Genomic DNA, 17,599 nt, shown 5'->3' with positions numbered 1-17,599 from the left:
GCAGTACGCATAAACAAAACCAAGCACAGCCGTTTCCGACTGTGCTTTCGGTCTTATCAATTATGCTTCGTTCATCTTTGCAAAGCACTCGCTGCAGTAAACTGCTCTTCCTTCCTTCGGCTCGAAAGGAACCTTTGCTTCGCCGCCGCATGAAGCGCAAGTTGCTGTGTACATTACGCGCTCAGCCTTGCCTGCGTTCTTTCTTGCATCACGACATGATTTGCATCTCTGCGGCTCGTTTACGAAACCTTTCTCTGCGTAAAATTCCTGTTCACCTGCGGAGAAAATAAACTCCTGACCGCACTCTTTGCAAACTAATGTCTTGTCTTCGTACATCTTAAATACCTCGCTTAATTTTTTCTTCGACCACGGTTGGACTTCCACCCACATCTTTGTTAAACAACGCTCTTTGGCTTGAGCTACACGGTCATACTTCAATTTGTGTCGTGCATGACAGCACGTATCTTTTTTCTTGCACGCTGCATGGCATTGTCAACAGCCTTCTCAGTCATACCGAGCTTTTCAGCTGCACTCCTGTAACTTAATCCCTGAACACAAAGAGTAAGCACATTGAGCTCAGTCAATGACAGCACCGAGCAGATGTTTTTCCAGAGCTCGGAAAAAAATTCTTTGTAAAAGTAAATGCTTTCAGGCGTTTCCTCAACAGACAGTACATCTGCCGCCTCATCGTCATCGATACGCTCTGCGAAGGAAGTATTCTTCACAGATCTTTTTGAAAGAGTCCTCATGCGATTAACTATGCACACCTCTGCAAAAGTAGAGAATTTTACCCCCTTCTGCGGGTCAAATGCTTCTATCGCTTTAAGAAGACTCAGCATACCTTCCTGATGCAGGTCGTCACTGTCGGTATCAGAATTCGCATAAATTTCCGATTTAATAAAAATAAGTCTGGAATAGCGTGATATAAGGACAGCCGATGCTGTTTTATCGGCCTTTCCGAGAACGGCAAGCTCTTCGTCCGTTTTGCTGTTCAGTTCATTCAAATTGAAATCCAAATCAAGCAAGATATCCACCCAACAATCTGCATTTTCCATACAAGTTTATATTGCCGCCTCCCCTCGGATCGCTCCGAAGGGAGGACGGTAATGTTATTATGATCAGTTCTCAGTATCCTTAGCAGCTTCCTCCTCAGCAGCCTTTAAAAGCTCTGCCATATCAAAGTTGAAGCTTGCGCTCTTATTGCCCTGTGCAGGCTTGTTCTGCTGCTGATTCTGAGCAGGAGCCTGTGCCGGCTTATTATTGTTATTATTGTTATTATTATTGTTATTGAAATTGTTCTTGTTGTTATCCTTGTTGAATCCGCCTACATTTGAAAAGGGATCGCTTTTCTTATCGCCTGTCTTTGCGGAAGGGAGATCGGAAAGCTCAGCCTTTGGAGCCTTTGAAGGTGTGAATTCAGCCTTAGGAGCCTCTGCCTTCTTGATAGTATTCTCATCAGACTTAGCAGTATCAACAGTCTTGCGTGCTTCACCGATAAGGTTCTGAGCCTCGCCCATTCTGCTTGTGCACTGACCTGTAAGGTTATTGAGTACAGACTTGATATCAGCAAACTTGCTGTTTACGCTCTCGATCTCTGTAAGGAGCATCTCGCGTACAGTCTTGGACATTGAATTTACCTTATCAGCATGAGCATTAGCCTCATTGATAGTATTTCTTGCCTGATCGTTAGCTTCTCTGATGCAGGTCTCAGCAGCAGCATTAGCAACTGCAACAGCCTTTTCAGCCTCAACATTAGCATCATCGAGAATCTGAGCAGCCTTGTCGTTAGCTTCCTTAGTAACGTTCTCAGCGTCGATCTTAGCCTGATTCTGTATCTGGTTAACGTTCTTCTGAGCCTCAGCGAACATTGCGCCCATCATTGCGATAGGATTGCTTCCCTCTTCCTTGAGCTTAGCGATCTCGTCATTGAGTGACTTGATCTCGTCGTCCTTCTTAGCGAGTTCAGCAAGCTTGCCGTCCTTTTCTGCAAGCTCCTTGGTCTTTGCGTTGATATCCTCTGAGAGCTTTGCAAGCTCCTGCTTGAGCTTAGCAACCTCGCCGTCATTAGCAGCGCCATTAACAGCAGCTACGCCTGTAGCAGCAGCCTTCTGCTCAGCAGCCTTGAGACGGTTTCTGAGGTCCTCTATTTCCTTCTTAGCAGCCTCAAGTGCAGCTGTTGTCTGAGCGTTAGCCTGTGAAGCGTTTCCGCCGGCAGCAGCCTTGAGCTGTTCTTTAAGTGTTTCTATTTCCTTCTTAGCAGCCTCAAGAGCAGCAACAGATGCCTGTCCGCCGCCTGCAGCCTTGAGCTGTGCGATAGTCTTCTGAAGTTCTTCGTTTTCCTTCTTAGCAGTTCTGAGAGCATTGTTGGAGGTATTGAGCTTCTCCTGAAGGTTCTCGACCTGAGTTAAAGCCTTTTTCAGCTCGTCAGAATTAGTTGCAGGTCCATTCTCCTTTAAAGATTTATTTTCTTCCTCAAGGGCAACTATCTTTGAATTGAGTTCGTCAAGGTATGTAATAACGTCCTCTTTAACAAAGCCTTTTTGACCTATTTTGGTTTCTCTTAATACTGTTGGTGTTGGTTCGCTCATGGTACACTCCATTCCCCTCGTCCAGAACGAGGTTAAAAATTTAAGGAACAAAAACCCGCACTCCACTACGGTGAAGGACTTCTCATTGGTGATATTGCATATAAATTAGCCTTCACAGTAAAAGAATACAGGTTCTGCTGATTTATGCCTTATGTAAATTATAACATATTGACTTTATTATTTCAACTATTGAAATGTAGAAAATTTGGAGTGATTTTAGTGCACTTTACTATAAAATTTATGTAAAATATACTAAGCGTTTAATTAACTGTCAACTGCTTTATCTTATTTTTAGACAATATTTATCTTTTTTACAATTTAATAACATAAATAATAAAAAGAAACTCCTGTTGCTCATATTCATTATTGTTTTAAAACAAGGAACATTTACAAAGGAGTCAAAGTCAAATTATATTTTACGATCGCTCAGTGAAAAAAACAAATTTAATAAGTGCGATAACAGCAGCTGCTGATAAATAACACACTAAAAAAATAAGTATCTTTTTCTTTTCTGACACACGCTTTGCAGCTTCCTTTTCCTTTTCGATATCATCAAGAGTCTCTCCGTTCATAAACGCAACTACTTCACGGTAGGTCTGAACATCATTATCCCTTTTGATATTTTCTATTTTGTGGAAATCCATTATAATGATGACTGACAACACTCCCGCAAGGAACAGACCTATCATACGCCCTATCTCGCCGCCTTTATCCACAATAAGAGTTACACCGAACATAAGCGCAAGCATTTCGATAACAGCAATTACTTCAAGTCTTTTAAGCCTTTTGCCTTCTTCATTTTTGATAGTTTCTTTCATAGTATCAACATCTCCTTTGATAAGCTCGTCGAGAGAAACGCTGAAAATATCGCTTAGGATAAGAAGGCTGTGAACATCGGGATAATTCTTTTCAGTCTCCCAGTTCGAAACAGTCTGGCGGCTGACATACGCGCGTTCTGCCAGCATCTCCTGTGACCAGTTCTTTTCCGCTCTCAGTTCCTTTATTTTCTTTCCAAGCTCCATAGCGTTTCTCCTTTCCGCAGGTTTTCCCTGTCTGTACTCATCATAGCAGATGCAGGACTCTATTGCAACCAAATCTGTTTTGCAGGCGGCAAAAAATTCTGCAAAAAGTATTTGACATGGCTAAATTACGTCATTTACATAAAACAAAAGCGGTCCGCAAAGGACCGCTGATAATTGTATTTCTTAGTTGCCAAGCATCTTGAAAATGTCATCAAGATCATAATCCTGACTTGAAGAAGGCTGTGCAGGTCTCTGCTGCTGCGGAGCACCGTAGCCGAAGCCGTCAATAAGAGGATTGTCGATAGGAATGATCTCCTCCTCAGGGCTCTCCTCAACAGGAGCATCAGCAACAGGAGCAGAATCGTCGTCGAAGCCTGCTGCGATAACAGTAATAGTCATCTCGTCCTGCATATCTTCCTTGAATGCTGTACCGAAGATGAACTCAACGCCCTCAGCAGCTGTATCTGTGATCATCTTTGTAGCTGCGTCAACATCGGATGAAAGAATATCCTCTGACATTGCGATATTGATAAGGAGTCTCTTAGCACCTGAGATAGATGTTTCGAGAAGCGGACTGGAGATAACAGCGTTTGCAGCATCTCTTGCCTTGTCCTTGCCTGTACCGTGACCGATAGCCATGTGAGCATAGCCTGCATCCTTCATGATAGTAGAAACGTCAGCGAAGTCGAGGTTGATGTATCCTTCCTCAACGATAAGGTCTGAGATACTCTTTACACCGGTCTTGAGAACGTCATCTGAAAGAGCGAAGCTCTGCATCATTGTAAGAGGCTTGTCAAGACCAACGAGAAGTCTTTCGTTAGGGATAACGATAAGGGAGTCAACATACTTTCTGAGCTCTGCGATACCTCTTTCAGCCTGAGCCATTTTCTGCTCTCTCTCGAAGAGGAAAGGCTTTGTAACAACAGCAACTGTAAGGATATCCATTTCCTTAGCGATCTTAGCAACAACAGGAGCAGCACCTGTACCTGTTCCGCCGCCCATACCAGCTGTAATGAATATCATGTCAGCACCCTTGAGGTGTGTCTCGATCTCATCGCGGTTCTCTTCAGCACTGCGCTGACCGATCTCAGGCTTGTTTCCTGCGCCTCTGCCCTTTGTGAGCTTAGCACCGATCGGTATTCTTGTTGTAGCCTTGGACTTGTTGAGTGCCTTGGCATCTGTATTGATAGCGATATATTCTATATTATTAACGCCCGAATCTACCATGCAGTTTACAGCGTTTCCGCCGCCACCGCCTACACCTATGACCTTTATATTAACATCGGGTTCGAGTGTTTCCTCATAATTGAAATCTGACATTTGAACTCCTCCTACTATTTATTATCCTTATAAATCATCAAATTTATATATTAACCTATAAATACACTTTATATTTTAGCATACTGAGTCTTTTTTTTCAAGAGTAAATAAAACATTTTTAAATTTCTGCGAATTTAACAATAACGGGCAGCATATTTTCAGCATTTTGTACATTTTTATTCCTTACCACTGCTGTTCAGAGCCGTCATAATTACCGTAATCTCCGCTGTTATCGCTGTAATTGCCGTTGCCATAGTAGCCGCTGTCGTCACCGCTGTAGCTGTTATCCGACCAATCGTTCTGAGCCTCAGTCTGCGGCTCTGCCTGAGTCGTTGCAGTTGTACTGTTGATGCGGTCAAAATCCGCCTCCTGCTCGGGATTGCGCTCACCGCTGCCGATATCGTCTATAGGATTACCGTATTCATCAGTCTTAGGTTCGGTTTTCGGCTCGATGATACCCGGCGTAGAAACAGGAGAATCACTTGTTCTGAAGCTGCACTGATTTGAGCCGATCATTGTAAGATAGCCTTTCTTGCCCTTTACAGTATCATCATTCATAACATTCTTGGCAAGATTGAGCTTGTATTCAACGTCGTTCCAGTTGCCCATTTTGAAAATCATATCATTTTTATACTGAACGACGATTGAATGTTCATCGCTCATATCAACAATTGATATATTGTCGTCGCCCATTGACACCATAGTGCTTATAAGCTCAGTGAACGCCTCATTTTTATGTTCATTTTCCGAGACAACAGGCTTTCCCGGAGTCACCTGTGACGGTTCGAGTCCCTCAATTATAGGAAGGCCCTCCGTAATGAAGTTATTTGAAGCAAGAATCTTTCCCTTTTTGCTGACAATAAGGACTCCGCTGTCATAGCTCACATTAAAAGCAGGTATGCATCGAGTTACCGTTATTTCAAGCGATGACGGAAAGTCTCTGCGCACCTTTGCTGTCTCAACGTAAAGGAGCTCGTCGAGTATTCTCTGCTCACTCTTTTTCGTATCGAGCCTGAGCAGATTATCGCCCTCGTTTATTCCCGAGGCTACAACGATCTCCTCCGCGGAATACATATCCGATTCGCCCGAAACGCGGATCTCGCTTATATTGAAAAGAAAGGTGTAGCTTACTGTAATTCCCACAGTCAGCGCCAACAGGAGCACCACAAGACCGTAAACATTCATCATTCTTTTTCGCCGTCTGATACGCTTACGGCTGTTCTTTCTTTCAACGCTTGTTTTCTCGACGTCTTTCATACTTTCTCCAAATCTTTCCGCCTCAGACCCGACGCATATCACCGCCGAGTAGTCTTACGGCTTCTTCAATTTTTTCATATCCTCTGTCAATATGACATATACGACCTATCTCAGAAGTACCTGTTCCGCAAAGTGCAGCAATTATCATCGCCGCTCCGCCCCGCAGGTCAGTGGCCTGCACATTTGCTCCGCGGAGCTTTTCAACTCCCTTTACAACTGCTACTTTGCCAAGCACCTGTATATCTGCTCCCATTTTGATAAGAGCATCTGTGTGACGGTATCTGCAATCGAAGATATTCTCCTCGAATATGCTTGTTCCGTCAGCAACAGCAAGCGCAGCCATAAGTACAGCCTGTGCATCTGTAGGGAAGCCGGGGTGAGGCATAGTCCTTATCCTTTCCCTTACAGCCTTTAGCCGAGTACCGCTGCGCAGGTATATTTTATTTTCTGATGTATATATGCTGCACCCCGTCTGCTCCAGAACCGAGAGGAAAGGCTCTGTTTCGGGGACGCAGGCATTTGTAAGTATAAGTTCGCCGCGGGTCGCCGCGACCATTGAAAGGTAAGTCGCCGCAGCTATCCTGTCGGGCATAATTGTATATTCACAGCCGTGAAGCTGTTTTTTTCCTTTTATAACTATCCTGCTCTCGCCGTCGCCCATTATGTCAGCTCCGCAGCATCTCAGAAAGCCGCAGAGGTCGCATATCTCAGGCTCACGAGCCGCATTGTTTATGACGGTCTCACCGTCGGCAGTCACCGCACAGAGTATAACATTCTCCGTAGCTCCCACCGAAGGAAAGGCAAGGGATATTTTCGCACCTTTTGCTCTGCCGAGAGCAGCCCTGCATATTATACTGCCGCCGCTTTCGGTTATATCCACACCCATTTTCCTGAGTGCCGCAAGGTGCATATCAATAGGTCTGGGACCAAGCTCGCAGCCTCCGGGAACGCTTACTGTACATTCCCCTGCTCTGCCCAGCATAGCTCCCATGAAAATAATGGAAGAGCGCATCTCGCGCATAAGCTCCTCGGATATATGAGTCCTGTCAACGAAAGTTGAGTCGATAACAGCCGTATTATCCGAAAATGTACACCGACAGCCCACACAGTTCAGTATCCTTGAAGCTGCATACACATCGGTAAGCTTGGGGCAGCTGTGCAGCGTACACTCGCCGCAGCAAAGCAGTGCCGCCGCCATAATAGGCAGTGAACTGTTTTTGCTTCCCTGCAAGGCAAGCTCGCCGCGCAGGCTTTTGCCGCCCGTTATTATGAATTTCTGCATTATACCACCTCACAGCATTTTCTGTATAATATGCCTGAGGGCGGTAATGTGTTACAATTCATAATTTAACAGCTTAATTTTACTGCGCAAAAATATTATTCAGGAATTTACTGAATGTTTCCGACATTTCATCGGGTATGAAAGCGTACATCATATGTCCTTTGTCTGACAAATGTATCTCTCCGCCGCATTTTTTTGCGTAGTCTATGCCTGACTGTCTCCATGAGACCTTTTTGGTCACGGTCTTCATATCACTTATGTAAAAGCAGCACGGGCATTTAAGAATGCCTGTATTTTCTGCTTTCTGCGCATTTTCTGTCATGTACATCGCTTCCTCTGAAAATTCGGTGTTAGCGATGTTTTTATAGAACATTTCCCTGTATATCTTCTTTTCTTCATCATCGAGCTCACTGCCGCCGAGAAGTCCCGAAGCGTTTTCAAGCTTGTTCCTGAACAGCTTTGCCAGAAATCCGCCTTTTGCCACCTTCTGAAGCAGCTTAAGCTGCTTTTTTATTAAGGCGGTGCGTTTTTCCTCGCCTATTTCCTTAGCCTGCAATATAGCCGTAGTCGGGATACCCATATCCATACTCAGCACTGCTTTCACTTCGTCGGGATATGTATTTGCCCAGTATACAGCCTCAAAGCCCGAATAGGAATGTACTGCGAGAACATATGGGGGCTGAATGCCTGATTTGAGAAGAGCTTCCCTGTCCTCAGTGATAAGGTTTTCTATAGTTCTCGGAGTTTTCGCTCTGTCGCTGAATCCGTAGCCCGCCTTTTCAATGACAGCTATACGGTAATTCTTTGACATTCTGCGATAGATCGGCTTATACTCGAGCACAGGACAGGTAATACCGTTGCCCGCCATAAAAACTATAGTAATATCGCCGCTTCCTTCGCTGTACACATTAATTTTTTCACCGTTTACTTCGACTTTTTTACCTGTGTTCATTTTTTATTGCTCTTTTCAATAAGTTTATCTATTACTGCGAGTATTCTGTCATTTGTATCTGCAAGGTGAAGCTTGGCTGCACTTTCGGACATAGCCCTTACCTTCGCGCTGTCGCCGTAAAGCTTTTCTATCTCGTCTATCATGCGCTGATTGGTAACGTCCTTCTGCTCGATAACTACTGCTGCACCTGCATTGCCGAGAACCATAGCATTGTGGTACTGGTGATTTCCTGCAACTATAGGTGAGGGTATAAGTATCGAAGCCTTGCCTGCTGCTTCAAGCTCAGCAAGGGTAGACGCTCCCGAACGGCAGATAACAAGGTCAGCCGCCGCAAGACAAACGTCCATATCGTTTATGTACTCGGTAATGCGGAGCCTGTCGGATTTGAGCGGTATTCCCGCTTCCTTCATAGCCTTGGGGAAAGTATCCTTTCCCATTCCGCCGTAGCCGTGGATATGGTTTATATTAAGACCCTTTCCAACGTGCCACTTTATCACCTCTGTCATAGTCTCATTGATACAGCCTGCACCGAGACTGCCGCCGAATGAAAGAATAGTGAAGCTGTCGTCGATACCCAGCTTTTTACGTGCTTCCTCGCGGCTCATGGTATTTATATTGCTTCTTACGGGAAGTCCCGTAACGCTGTACTCGAATTTGCTCTTGTCCATGAATTTGAGAGCTTCCTCAACGGTGAGCATAACATAGTCAACTTCCTTAGAAAGAAGCTTATTTGTAACACCCGGGTAAGCATTCTGCTCATGGATAGCAGTAGGTATGCCCATTCTTGCAGCCTTCCTGATAACAGGACCAGCCGCATAGCCGCCCGTACCTATAGCGATATCGGGCTTGAAACCCTCTATTATCTGCTTTGCCCTCCTGCCCGAAGTGACAAGATAGGCAACAGCCTTAGCATTTCTGCCGATATTTTCGAGAGATATCTTTCTCTGAAATCCTGCTACCTTGATAGTTTCAAGCCTGTAGCCTGCCTTTGGCACAAGCTTTGACTCCATACCCTTTGGAGTTCCCGCAAAGAGGAATTCCGTATCGGGATATTTCTTCTTTATTATATCTGCAATTGCAAGACCCGGGTTTATATGACCGCCTGTTCCGCCGCAGGCAATGAGTACTCTCATGTTCATGCTCCTTTTAGTTCAGCTTTTTCTTCCTTGACAGGTTTTTTCTTCTTTTTCGGTTTAGGCTTTTCATCAGGGTAATAGCGATGCTGAGATATATTCAGCATAACACCCATTTCCGCCAGCTGCATTATGAGGGCGGTACCGCCGTAGCTGAAGAACGGAAGGCTGATACCTGTATTTGGTATAAGGTTGCTTACAACCGCCATATTGAGCACAGTCTGTATGCCTATCTGAGTAGTTATACCCACAGCGATGAGCATACCGAATCTGTCCTTGCAGCGGACTGCTATCGAATAGCCTTCTATAATAAGAAGGAAGAATACTATTATAATGGCAAGAGCTCCCACAAATCCAAGCTCCTCACAGACTATAGGGAAAACGAAATCGTTTTTGGTCTCAGGGAGATAGAGATATTTCTGACGTGAGTTGCCCAGACCAAGTCCGAAAAGTCCGCCCGAACCGATAGCGATTATGGAGTTTGCATTCTGCCATGTATCGCCAAGCTTATCGGCAAAGGGGTCTTTCCATGCTCTTATTCTGACATTTACGTAACTGTCGGGCACCTGCGCCTGCCATGAGATATAGGCGATCGCAAGTCCGAGGACAGCCGCACCGAAGACGAGGAAGTGTTTTTTGTTGACACCGCCGCAGAGTATCATAGCTACAGCGATAGTGCTGATAAGAATGATACCCGAGATGTGTTTTTCGAGAGCTATGAGCATTACATAGACTCCCAGTATGATCGAATACTTTATGATGCCCGTTTTGAAATCATTCATCTTATCGCCGTCACGTTCCATGTTATAGGCAAAGAAGATGATAAGTGCAAACTTTGCCACCTCTGACGGCTGCAAATTGAGAGGACCGATGTCGATCCAGCGTTTTGCTCCCATTGAGCCGCCTTCATCGTTACCGAAGATAAGAACGGCAATGAGGAGAATTATTCCCAAAAAGTACAAAAGACTTGCTATGTTGAATTTTTTCAGCACAGGCAGCTTCAGATTTTTGAAATTATGATAATCCATCTTCATAAAGAAGATCATGGCGACAAAGCCTACTACAGCATTTTTCGCCTGTTTTTTTGCATAGTAAAGACCATCACCGCCGTGCTCGCTGTATGCCCACGCATAGCTTGCAGAGGACATCATTACGATACCGACAACAAGCAGTATCATAACGTATGCGAAGAACGAAAGGCTCAGGTCTCCTTTTCTTCCTCCCGAAAAAGGATTCGGGAGCGAAACGTGCTTTTTATTTACAGTTTTGCTTGCTGCCATTTTTCCTCCTTATAGTATGACGAGATCTGCCGTTATTACAGTGTCAGCAGTGTAATTATGCCCAATACTCCGAAAATAATGCCGCAGAGCGAAAAAGTTATCACTATCTTGTACTCACTGAATCCGCTCATCTCAAAATGATGGTGGATAGGAGTCATCTTGAATATACGCTTTCCCTCTCCGTACTTCTTCTTTGTATACTTGAAGTAGCTAACCTGTATAACAACAGAAAGAGCCTCAATGATATACACAAGAGCAACAAGAAGGAGCAGCAGGTGCTTGTGGAGGATAAGTCCCACGCCTGTTACGGCAGCACCGAGGAACATCGAACCTGTATCGCCCATGAAGCACTTTGCAGGATTAAGGTTCCAGAGTAAAAATCCGAGGCAGCCGCCTGCAAGAGCCATAGTGAAGCAGGTCATCTCGTCCTGCTTGACTATAGTGCAGCATACAGTGAAAATGAGCATAGCCACAAATGTCACAGAGCCGCAGAGTCCGTCAACGCCGTCTGTGAGATTTACCGCATTTGTAAGGTAAATTATCACAGGCAGCATGAGTATATAATAGAATATTCCCAGTGAAGGCGACTTCCAGAATCCAAGGTCTATACTTGTCGAGCCGTCACCGAAAAAGTGTATCACAGCAAGAAAGCCTACAGATACAACTAACTGTAAGGCTATTTTCTGCCACGGAGTAAGTCCGTCATTGTTCTTTCTGGCAACCTTTGTATAATCGTCGATAAATCCGATGATACCGAAGGCTGCTGAGAAAATTATACAGCCAAGCATGATATAGAACGGGTGGAAGCTTTCCTTATCCGTAGTATCAACACCTGTTTTCCACCTGTATATCCAATATCCTGCAATAGCAGTCACGACCGTGGATATTATGAACATGAAACCGCCCATTGTGGGAGTTCCCTGCTTTTTCGCGTGCCACTTAGGTCCGTCAACAGTTTTTATCGGCTGACCGAATTTAATCTTATGGAGAAAGGGTACAAGGAATATACCCGAAACTCCTGCTATCACGAATGAAAGAAGTGATGTGATAAGATTGATTACCCAGAAAGACATTTTAATATAACAACTCCAGTTTTTTATTTATCGAGCAGTTTAAGACCTTCGGCTACCACTTCGCGCTCGTCAAAGTGGATATGTTTCATGCCTGCAAGTATCTGATAATCCTCATGTCCCTTGCCCGCAAGAACTATTATATCACCTTTTTCTGCAATTTTCAAGGCATGATATATAGCTTCCCGTCTGTCGGTAACTACATCGTAGTTCACAGGCATACCCTCGATGCCTGCAAGTATATCCTGTATAATAGCTTCGGGCTCTTCGTTTCGCGGATTATCCGAAGTGATTATGAGCTTGTCGGCGTATTTTGCCGCAGCCTTAGCCATTTTCGGGCGCTTTGCCGCATCGCGGTTGCCGCCGCAGCCGAACAGGCATATAAGGTCGTTTTCTGTGTACTCCTTAACGCTTCTGAGGATATTCTCTATAGCATCGGAAGTATGAGCGTAATCGCAGATAACTGTGAAATCTCTGCCCGTAGGTATTACTTCACAGCGTCCCTTTACGCCGTTGTATTCCTCAACAGCAGGGATAATATTGTCAATGCTCAGACCTGCTTCAAGACAAACAGCAATGGCAGCTGTAAGGTTTGAAACATTGAAAAGTCCCGGCATTCTTGTCTTTATAAGATGAGATTTGTCACCGCGGCAGAACCAGAAGCTTGAACCTGTAGACTTTATCTTTATACCGTCCGCATAGATGTCCGCATTTTCCTTTACGCTGAAGCTGAGCTTACTGCACTTCACCTCACCGAAAAGTCTCTTGCCGTAGTCGTCGTCTGCATTTATAATAGCTGTATCACAGATATCGAAGAGCATTTTCTTTGCCTGATAATAGTCCTCCATATCCTTGTGATAGTCAAGATGGTCCTGAGTGAGATTTGTAAACACCGCAGTTTCAAAATGAGAAGAACCTATCCTGTACTGACACAGACCAAAGGAAGATACCTCCATTACCACATATTCGCAGCCTGCGTCAGCCATTTTCGCAAGGAGCTGCATGAAGTCATATGCCATAGGCGTTGTATTGTCGGTGTGAATTACCTCATCGCCTATCTCATTCTGTATCGTACCCACAAGACCTGTCTTGTGACCGTTCTTCATTAATATATGCTTGATGACATTGGTTATAGTAGTCTTGCCATTAGTACCCGTAACGCCTATCATTTTCATTTTACGCTCGGGGTGACCGAACCATGCAGAGCATATCTGACCGTAGAGCTTACGGGAATTATCCGTGATTATCTGCCTGTCTCCAAGACCCAGATCACGCTCGCATACTACAGCCGCCGCACCCTTTTCAAGCATCTCCGCAGCTGCTGTATGACCGTCGAAGCTTCCGCCCTTTACGCAGACAAAGAGGCTTCCCTCAGTTACCTTGCGTGTATCGTCGGTCACAGAACTTATTTCGGTATCGCCTATAGCAGTTACAGCGTTATTTTCAATAAGATCACATAGTTTCATTTTGTCTGCCTCCTGTCTTTTTCTTTGGGCATGGTCAATCGTTGAAGGACTGTGCCTGAAATTCTATTTCTATTGTTGTACCCTTCGGTACTATTGAATACGGCTCAATGCTCTGGCTCTTTACTATTGCGCCCTCCTGTGTAGCAAGAGAGTTTTTCGCAACATAATTGAGCCCAAGTCCCGTAAGGACATCATTTGCCGATTCGGGTGTATAATACGAAAGATCGGGCACCGTTACAGGCTCATATGTATTTCCTTTTTCGGTATAAAGGTAAATACAGCCGTCCTTGGATATAGCAGTACCTGTCTGCGGCGACTGCTCAACTACCTCGATACCGTTGCCTATCTTTTCATATCTTACTCCCATATCTTCGATAGTTTTTATAGCAGCGTCTATAGAAGCCCCCTTGAGGAGAGGTACCTTCTTATCAAGGTTTTTCAGCTCATTTTCGTCATACTCAGGGCTCTTGTCAAGGTATCTGAGTACATCAGTAAGTATCTCCTGAGCACAAGGAACAGCACATTTGCTTCCGTAGTACTGCTGGTTTTGCTTGTCAGGCATATCCGCAAGCACAAGAAGTATGAGCTCGGGATCATCGGAAGGAGTAAAGCACAGATATGAAGCACCGTACTCATTCAGGTTTTCGTTTTCCTTGCCGTATTCCTGTGCAACATTCTGCTTGATAGCACTGAAACGCTGGGAAGTACCTGATTTTCCGCCGATAGCAAAGCCCTTTATGTCAACATTTCCTGCCGTATTGAGAGAAACTACATTACGAAGAGCATTAGCCATTGTTTTTGATGTTTCTTCCGATATTACCTGTCGTCTGACAGTTCTCTCGTTATTTAATACTATATTTCCGTCGCTGTCAACTACCTTGTCAACTACATAAGGCTGAAGCAGGTAGCCGCCGTTTACTACGGCACTGCAAGCGGTGATAAGCTCTAAAGGTGTTACGGTCTCACACTGTCCGAAAGAAGCCTCGGCAAGGTCGATGTGGTTCATATCATTCGGACCGTCGCCAAGCTTTGGAAGGTCGCCGTTTACCTCATAAGGAAGGTCAATGCCTGTTTGTTCTCTGAAACCGAAGGCATTGAAATAATACTGGAATTTTTCCATTCCGAGAGCCTGACCCAAAGCAATGAAAGCAGGGTTGCAGGACTTTGTAAGTGCCTCCTGGAACGACACGGGTCCGTGTCCGCCTGTGTCTACACTATGACAGGCGATCGGAAGCTTACGGTCGCCGTCCTGAAGATACTCTACGCCGTTGCAAACATGAGACCATGTATCGAAATCTATAGCTTTTTCTTCAACTACAGAGGCAGCTGTTATTATTTTGAATACCGAACCCGGCTCGTAACGCTCGCTGATACACTTGTTCTTCCACTGGCGCTCACGGGCTTCGGGAGTATATTCCTCAATGTCCTTTTTCTTAGGATCATCTATATCCTTCTCGTAGAATATTCTGTTGAAAAGAGCCTCGCTTGTTACCTCGAACGGATCGTTAAGGTCAAAGCTCGGGTAGGTAGCCATACCCAGTATCGCACCTGTTTTAGGATTCATAAGTATAGCACATGACCTGTTTTTGACACTGTGTTCATCTGACATTTCCTTCAGATGCTTTTCAAGTATATACTGTATCTCTCTGTCTATTGTAAGGTATACATCATCGCCGTCCTTAGGCTCAAATGTCTTTGAGTACCTGTAAGGGAGCTCATTACCGTTAGAGTCCTTGGCAGAAACAGTTCTTCCGTCAACGCCCGAGAGGTACTTATCGTAAGAAGACTCTACTCCGTAAGCTATATTTCCCGTAGTGAAGCCGATAACAGAAGCCGCAAGGTCATTCTGGGGATAATAGCGCTTTGTATCCTCTACGCTTCCAACAGAAGCAAAGCCCATATCATAGAAGTAGTTGATTATCTCGTCAGCCACAGGCTTTTCAGTCTGCACCTTGAACTCCATATATCTGCCCTCGGCATCCATAGCCTTTTTTACCTTCTCGGCAGTAATATTCAGCTTCAACGCAATAAATGCCGCTGCCTTATTCTTGAATTCCTCAGCCGACTCTGGAAGTACATTTATCTCCTTGCCCTCATCGTCATATACGGGAGTATATGTGCCGTTTGCTTTATCTGCATTTCTCTTGTCTATGCGCTTCTGAAGGCTTTCAAGCTCTTCTCTGAATATCGAAGGATCAATGAAGATCTTGTATACCGTAGCACTTTTTGCAAGTGTTATGCCTCTCGAATCATATATAGTACCTCTGTGAGCAGAGATGCTGATAGAGCCGAAATGCTGATCGTTAGCCATATCCTGATACTTTTTGTTATCAAGCACAGATATTTTGAAGAAATTAGCCGCAACAGCTCCGAAAAGCAGGCTGAAAGCAGCTGTCATAACAATTTTTGATCTGAACCGCATCGAATTCGATGGATTAGTATTTATCACAGCAGAATTCTTCCTTTCCGCGAAAAAATCATCTATAAATAAAAAGGCAGGGTTTTTTCTGCCCCGCCCGTGAACATCTTTATTTCTTTTATGTGATGTCCGTTTCTTTTGATACGACGAAGGATTTATCGCTATTCAAGCGTGGGACTGCCGCCCCCGAGCTCTCTTTCTTTCTAAGAGCTCGGGAACTGCAATTCCGATATTCCGATCACCCGCTGTATCTCCGTGTTCTACATATAACCTCGGCTTTTATATTTTTTTATCGCCGATAGTGCTCATTAATTATACAGGCAGTCCTTGTATTATATTTATATTGGACTTACCCTCTGAAATATTCCACGCATTTATCGAAAAAGGACTTTACTTTCGCGATCACACCTTTTTCCTGCTCAGGAATAGTAACGACATCACCTGTCTGTATCTTGATATACTTTATCTGAGTAGAATCTATCTTCTGCATCTTCAGAACATTTTCCGCATATTCTTCTATATTCTTTGCGGACATTTTGCTATCAAGTTCAGACTGGAGTCTTACATTTTCGGCTTCGGCTTCATCGAGCTTTTCGTTCATTGCGGACACCTTATTGTATGCCGTGTTCCGCTTATCGAGCGAATAGATAACCGAGCCAAGCAGTGCGGCAGCCAGCAGCGATACAAATATTATCATAAGGACCGAGCCGCTTTGTGCTTCGTTCTTCTGCATATGTATCTCAGGCTTCTGCTCAGTATCTTTCATTACTGCGTCGTCCATATCGGTTGTCTCGTCCGAGTCGGCATCGTCGTAGCTTTCGTCGTTATAATAGCGTACAGTGTTTTCAGCCATTGCTTTCCGCACTCCTTTCTATTATTCTGAGCTTTGCGCTTCTGCTTCTGTTGTTTCTTTCGAGTTCCATTTCTTTAGCCTCTAAAGGCTTTCTGTTTACAAGTTTTCCCTGCGGCTTGTGTCCGCATACACATTGTGGGAAATCAGGGGGACAAATACAACCCCTGCACCATTCCGCAAATTTCTTTTTAACGAGTCTGTCCTCAAGGGAATGGAAAGTGATTACTGCGAGCCTTCCGCCCGCTCTCAGACTGTAGAATGCGTCCTCAAGCCCTTTTTCAAGGTGCTCGAATTCTCCGTTGACAGCTATTCTTATTGCCTGAAAAGTTTTTTTGCAAGGGTTCTTTTCACGCCTTGCCTTCTGAGGAACGCTTTCCCTTATTATATCTGCAAGCTGTAATGTAGTCTCTATCGGAGCAGTTTCTCTTGCTTTTATAATGTTCGAAGCTATTTTTCGTGAGAATTTTTCTTCTCCGTACTCGAAAATTATCTTTGCAAGCTCTGATTCCGAATAGGTATTGACAACATCTGCTGCACTCATTCCCTCCTTGCTCATTCTCATATCGAGAGGGGCATCGGAGTGGTAAGAGAAGCCTCTGCTTCCCTCGTCCAGCTGAAATGACGAAACGCCAAGATCCATAAGGATACCGTCGGCATAGTCTATATCAAGTTCATCGAGGACCGCTCTTATCTCCGAGTAATTCCTGTGGAACACTCTGGCATTGCTGAATACCGACAGCCTTTCCGTTGCGACTGCAACTGCGTCGGGGTCTCTGTCAAGAGCGATAAGTCTGCCCTTTTCATTCAGTCGGGCAGCGATTGCAGAGGAGTGACCTGCACCGCCTGCGGTACCGTCTACATAGATACCGTCGGGACGGATATTAAGCCCTTCAATACATTCCTCAAGCATAACAGGTATGTGGCTGAATTCCATTAAACAAAACTCTCCTTAATTCT

At 44.7% G+C, this 17,599-nt stretch carries 15 protein-coding genes; all 15 read right to left on the bottom strand.

From position 1 onward, the window contains the following. Nucleotides 1-60 precede the first annotated feature (60 nt). Nucleotides 61-336, bottom strand: coding sequence for a zinc-ribbon domain containing protein (locus BUB28_RS07480; RefSeq protein ID WP_028518435.1), 276 nt, complete (start codon nt 334-336; stop codon nt 61-63). A gap of 98 nt (nt 337-434) precedes the next feature. After that, complete coding sequence (locus BUB28_RS07475; RefSeq protein ID WP_242939960.1) at nt 435-1,055, bottom strand: sigma-70 family RNA polymerase sigma factor; 621 nt, start codon at nt 1,053-1,055, stop codon at nt 435-437. A gap of 63 nt (nt 1,056-1,118) precedes the next feature. After that, entirely contained in the window at nt 1,119-2,588 is a 1,470-nt protein-coding gene (locus tag BUB28_RS07470) for a coiled-coil domain-containing protein (protein ID WP_072950288.1), read from the bottom strand. A 416-nt stretch (nt 2,589-3,004) separates the two neighbouring features. Beyond that, the gene (locus tag BUB28_RS07465) at nt 3,005-3,682 is read right to left on the bottom strand and encodes a helix-turn-helix domain-containing protein (protein ID WP_242939959.1); all 678 of its coding nucleotides are present in this window, start codon (nt 3,680-3,682) and stop codon (nt 3,005-3,007) included. A gap of 111 nt (nt 3,683-3,793) precedes the next feature. Beyond that, a complete protein-coding gene (gene ftsZ / locus BUB28_RS07460) occupies nt 3,794-4,930 on the bottom strand; it encodes a cell division protein FtsZ (protein ID WP_072950285.1) in 1,137 nt (378 codons plus the stop codon). Nucleotides 4,931-5,113: 183 nt separating this feature from the next. Continuing rightward, complete coding sequence (locus tag BUB28_RS07455; RefSeq protein ID WP_072950284.1) at nt 5,114-6,187, bottom strand: cell division protein FtsQ/DivIB; 1,074 nt, start codon at nt 6,185-6,187, stop codon at nt 5,114-5,116. A gap of 22 nt (nt 6,188-6,209) precedes the next feature. After that, on the bottom strand, nt 6,210-7,469 hold the full coding sequence (gene murA / locus BUB28_RS07450; RefSeq protein ID WP_072950282.1) for a UDP-N-acetylglucosamine 1-carboxyvinyltransferase: 1,260 nt from the start codon (nt 7,467-7,469) through the stop codon (nt 6,210-6,212). Between the two features lie 79 nt (nt 7,470-7,548). Further along, nucleotides 7,549-8,421 carry an alpha/beta hydrolase gene (locus BUB28_RS07445; RefSeq protein ID WP_072950281.1) on the bottom strand — a complete coding sequence of 291 codons (873 nt, stop codon included), beginning with the start codon at nt 8,419-8,421 and terminating at the stop codon, nt 7,549-7,551. After that, the gene (murG, locus tag BUB28_RS07440; protein ID WP_072950279.1) at nt 8,418-9,554 is read right to left on the bottom strand and encodes an undecaprenyldiphospho-muramoylpentapeptide beta-N-acetylglucosaminyltransferase; all 1,137 of its coding nucleotides are present in this window, start codon (nt 9,552-9,554) and stop codon (nt 8,418-8,420) included. The genes BUB28_RS07445 and murG overlap by 4 nt, the downstream gene beginning before the upstream one ends. Nucleotides 9,555-9,556: 2 nt before the next feature. Further along, a complete protein-coding gene (locus tag BUB28_RS07435) occupies nt 9,557-10,834 on the bottom strand; it encodes an FtsW/RodA/SpoVE family cell cycle protein (RefSeq protein ID WP_072950277.1) in 1,278 nt (425 codons plus the stop codon). A 35-nt stretch (nt 10,835-10,869) separates the two neighbouring features. Beyond that, on the bottom strand, nt 10,870-11,907 hold the full coding sequence (gene mraY / locus BUB28_RS07430) for a phospho-N-acetylmuramoyl-pentapeptide-transferase (RefSeq protein ID WP_081373427.1): 1,038 nt from the start codon (nt 11,905-11,907) through the stop codon (nt 10,870-10,872). A gap of 23 nt (nt 11,908-11,930) precedes the next feature. Next, a complete protein-coding gene (locus tag BUB28_RS07425; protein ID WP_072950275.1) occupies nt 11,931-13,370 on the bottom strand; it encodes a UDP-N-acetylmuramoyl-L-alanyl-D-glutamate--2,6-diaminopimelate ligase in 1,440 nt (479 codons plus the stop codon). Nucleotides 13,371-13,404: 34 nt separating this feature from the next. Then, nucleotides 13,405-15,819 carry a penicillin-binding transpeptidase domain-containing protein gene (locus BUB28_RS07420; RefSeq protein ID WP_242939958.1) on the bottom strand — a complete coding sequence of 805 codons (2,415 nt, stop codon included), beginning with the start codon at nt 15,817-15,819 and terminating at the stop codon, nt 13,405-13,407. Nucleotides 15,820-16,138: 319 nt separating this feature from the next. Next, on the bottom strand, nt 16,139-16,642 hold the full coding sequence (locus tag BUB28_RS07415; protein WP_072950271.1) for a cell division protein FtsL: 504 nt from the start codon (nt 16,640-16,642) through the stop codon (nt 16,139-16,141). Further along, on the bottom strand, nt 16,635-17,576 hold the full coding sequence (rsmH, locus tag BUB28_RS07410; protein WP_072950269.1) for a 16S rRNA (cytosine(1402)-N(4))-methyltransferase RsmH: 942 nt from the start codon (nt 17,574-17,576) through the stop codon (nt 16,635-16,637). The genes BUB28_RS07415 and rsmH overlap by 8 nt, the downstream gene beginning before the upstream one ends. Nucleotides 17,577-17,599 lie beyond the last annotated feature (23 nt).

The organism is Ruminococcus flavefaciens, assembly GCF_900143025.1.
GTDB classification, from domain to species: domain Bacteria; phylum Bacillota; class Clostridia; order Oscillospirales; family Ruminococcaceae; genus Ruminococcus; species Ruminococcus flavefaciens_I.
This window is presented reverse-complemented; position numbering and strand designations above follow the sequence as displayed.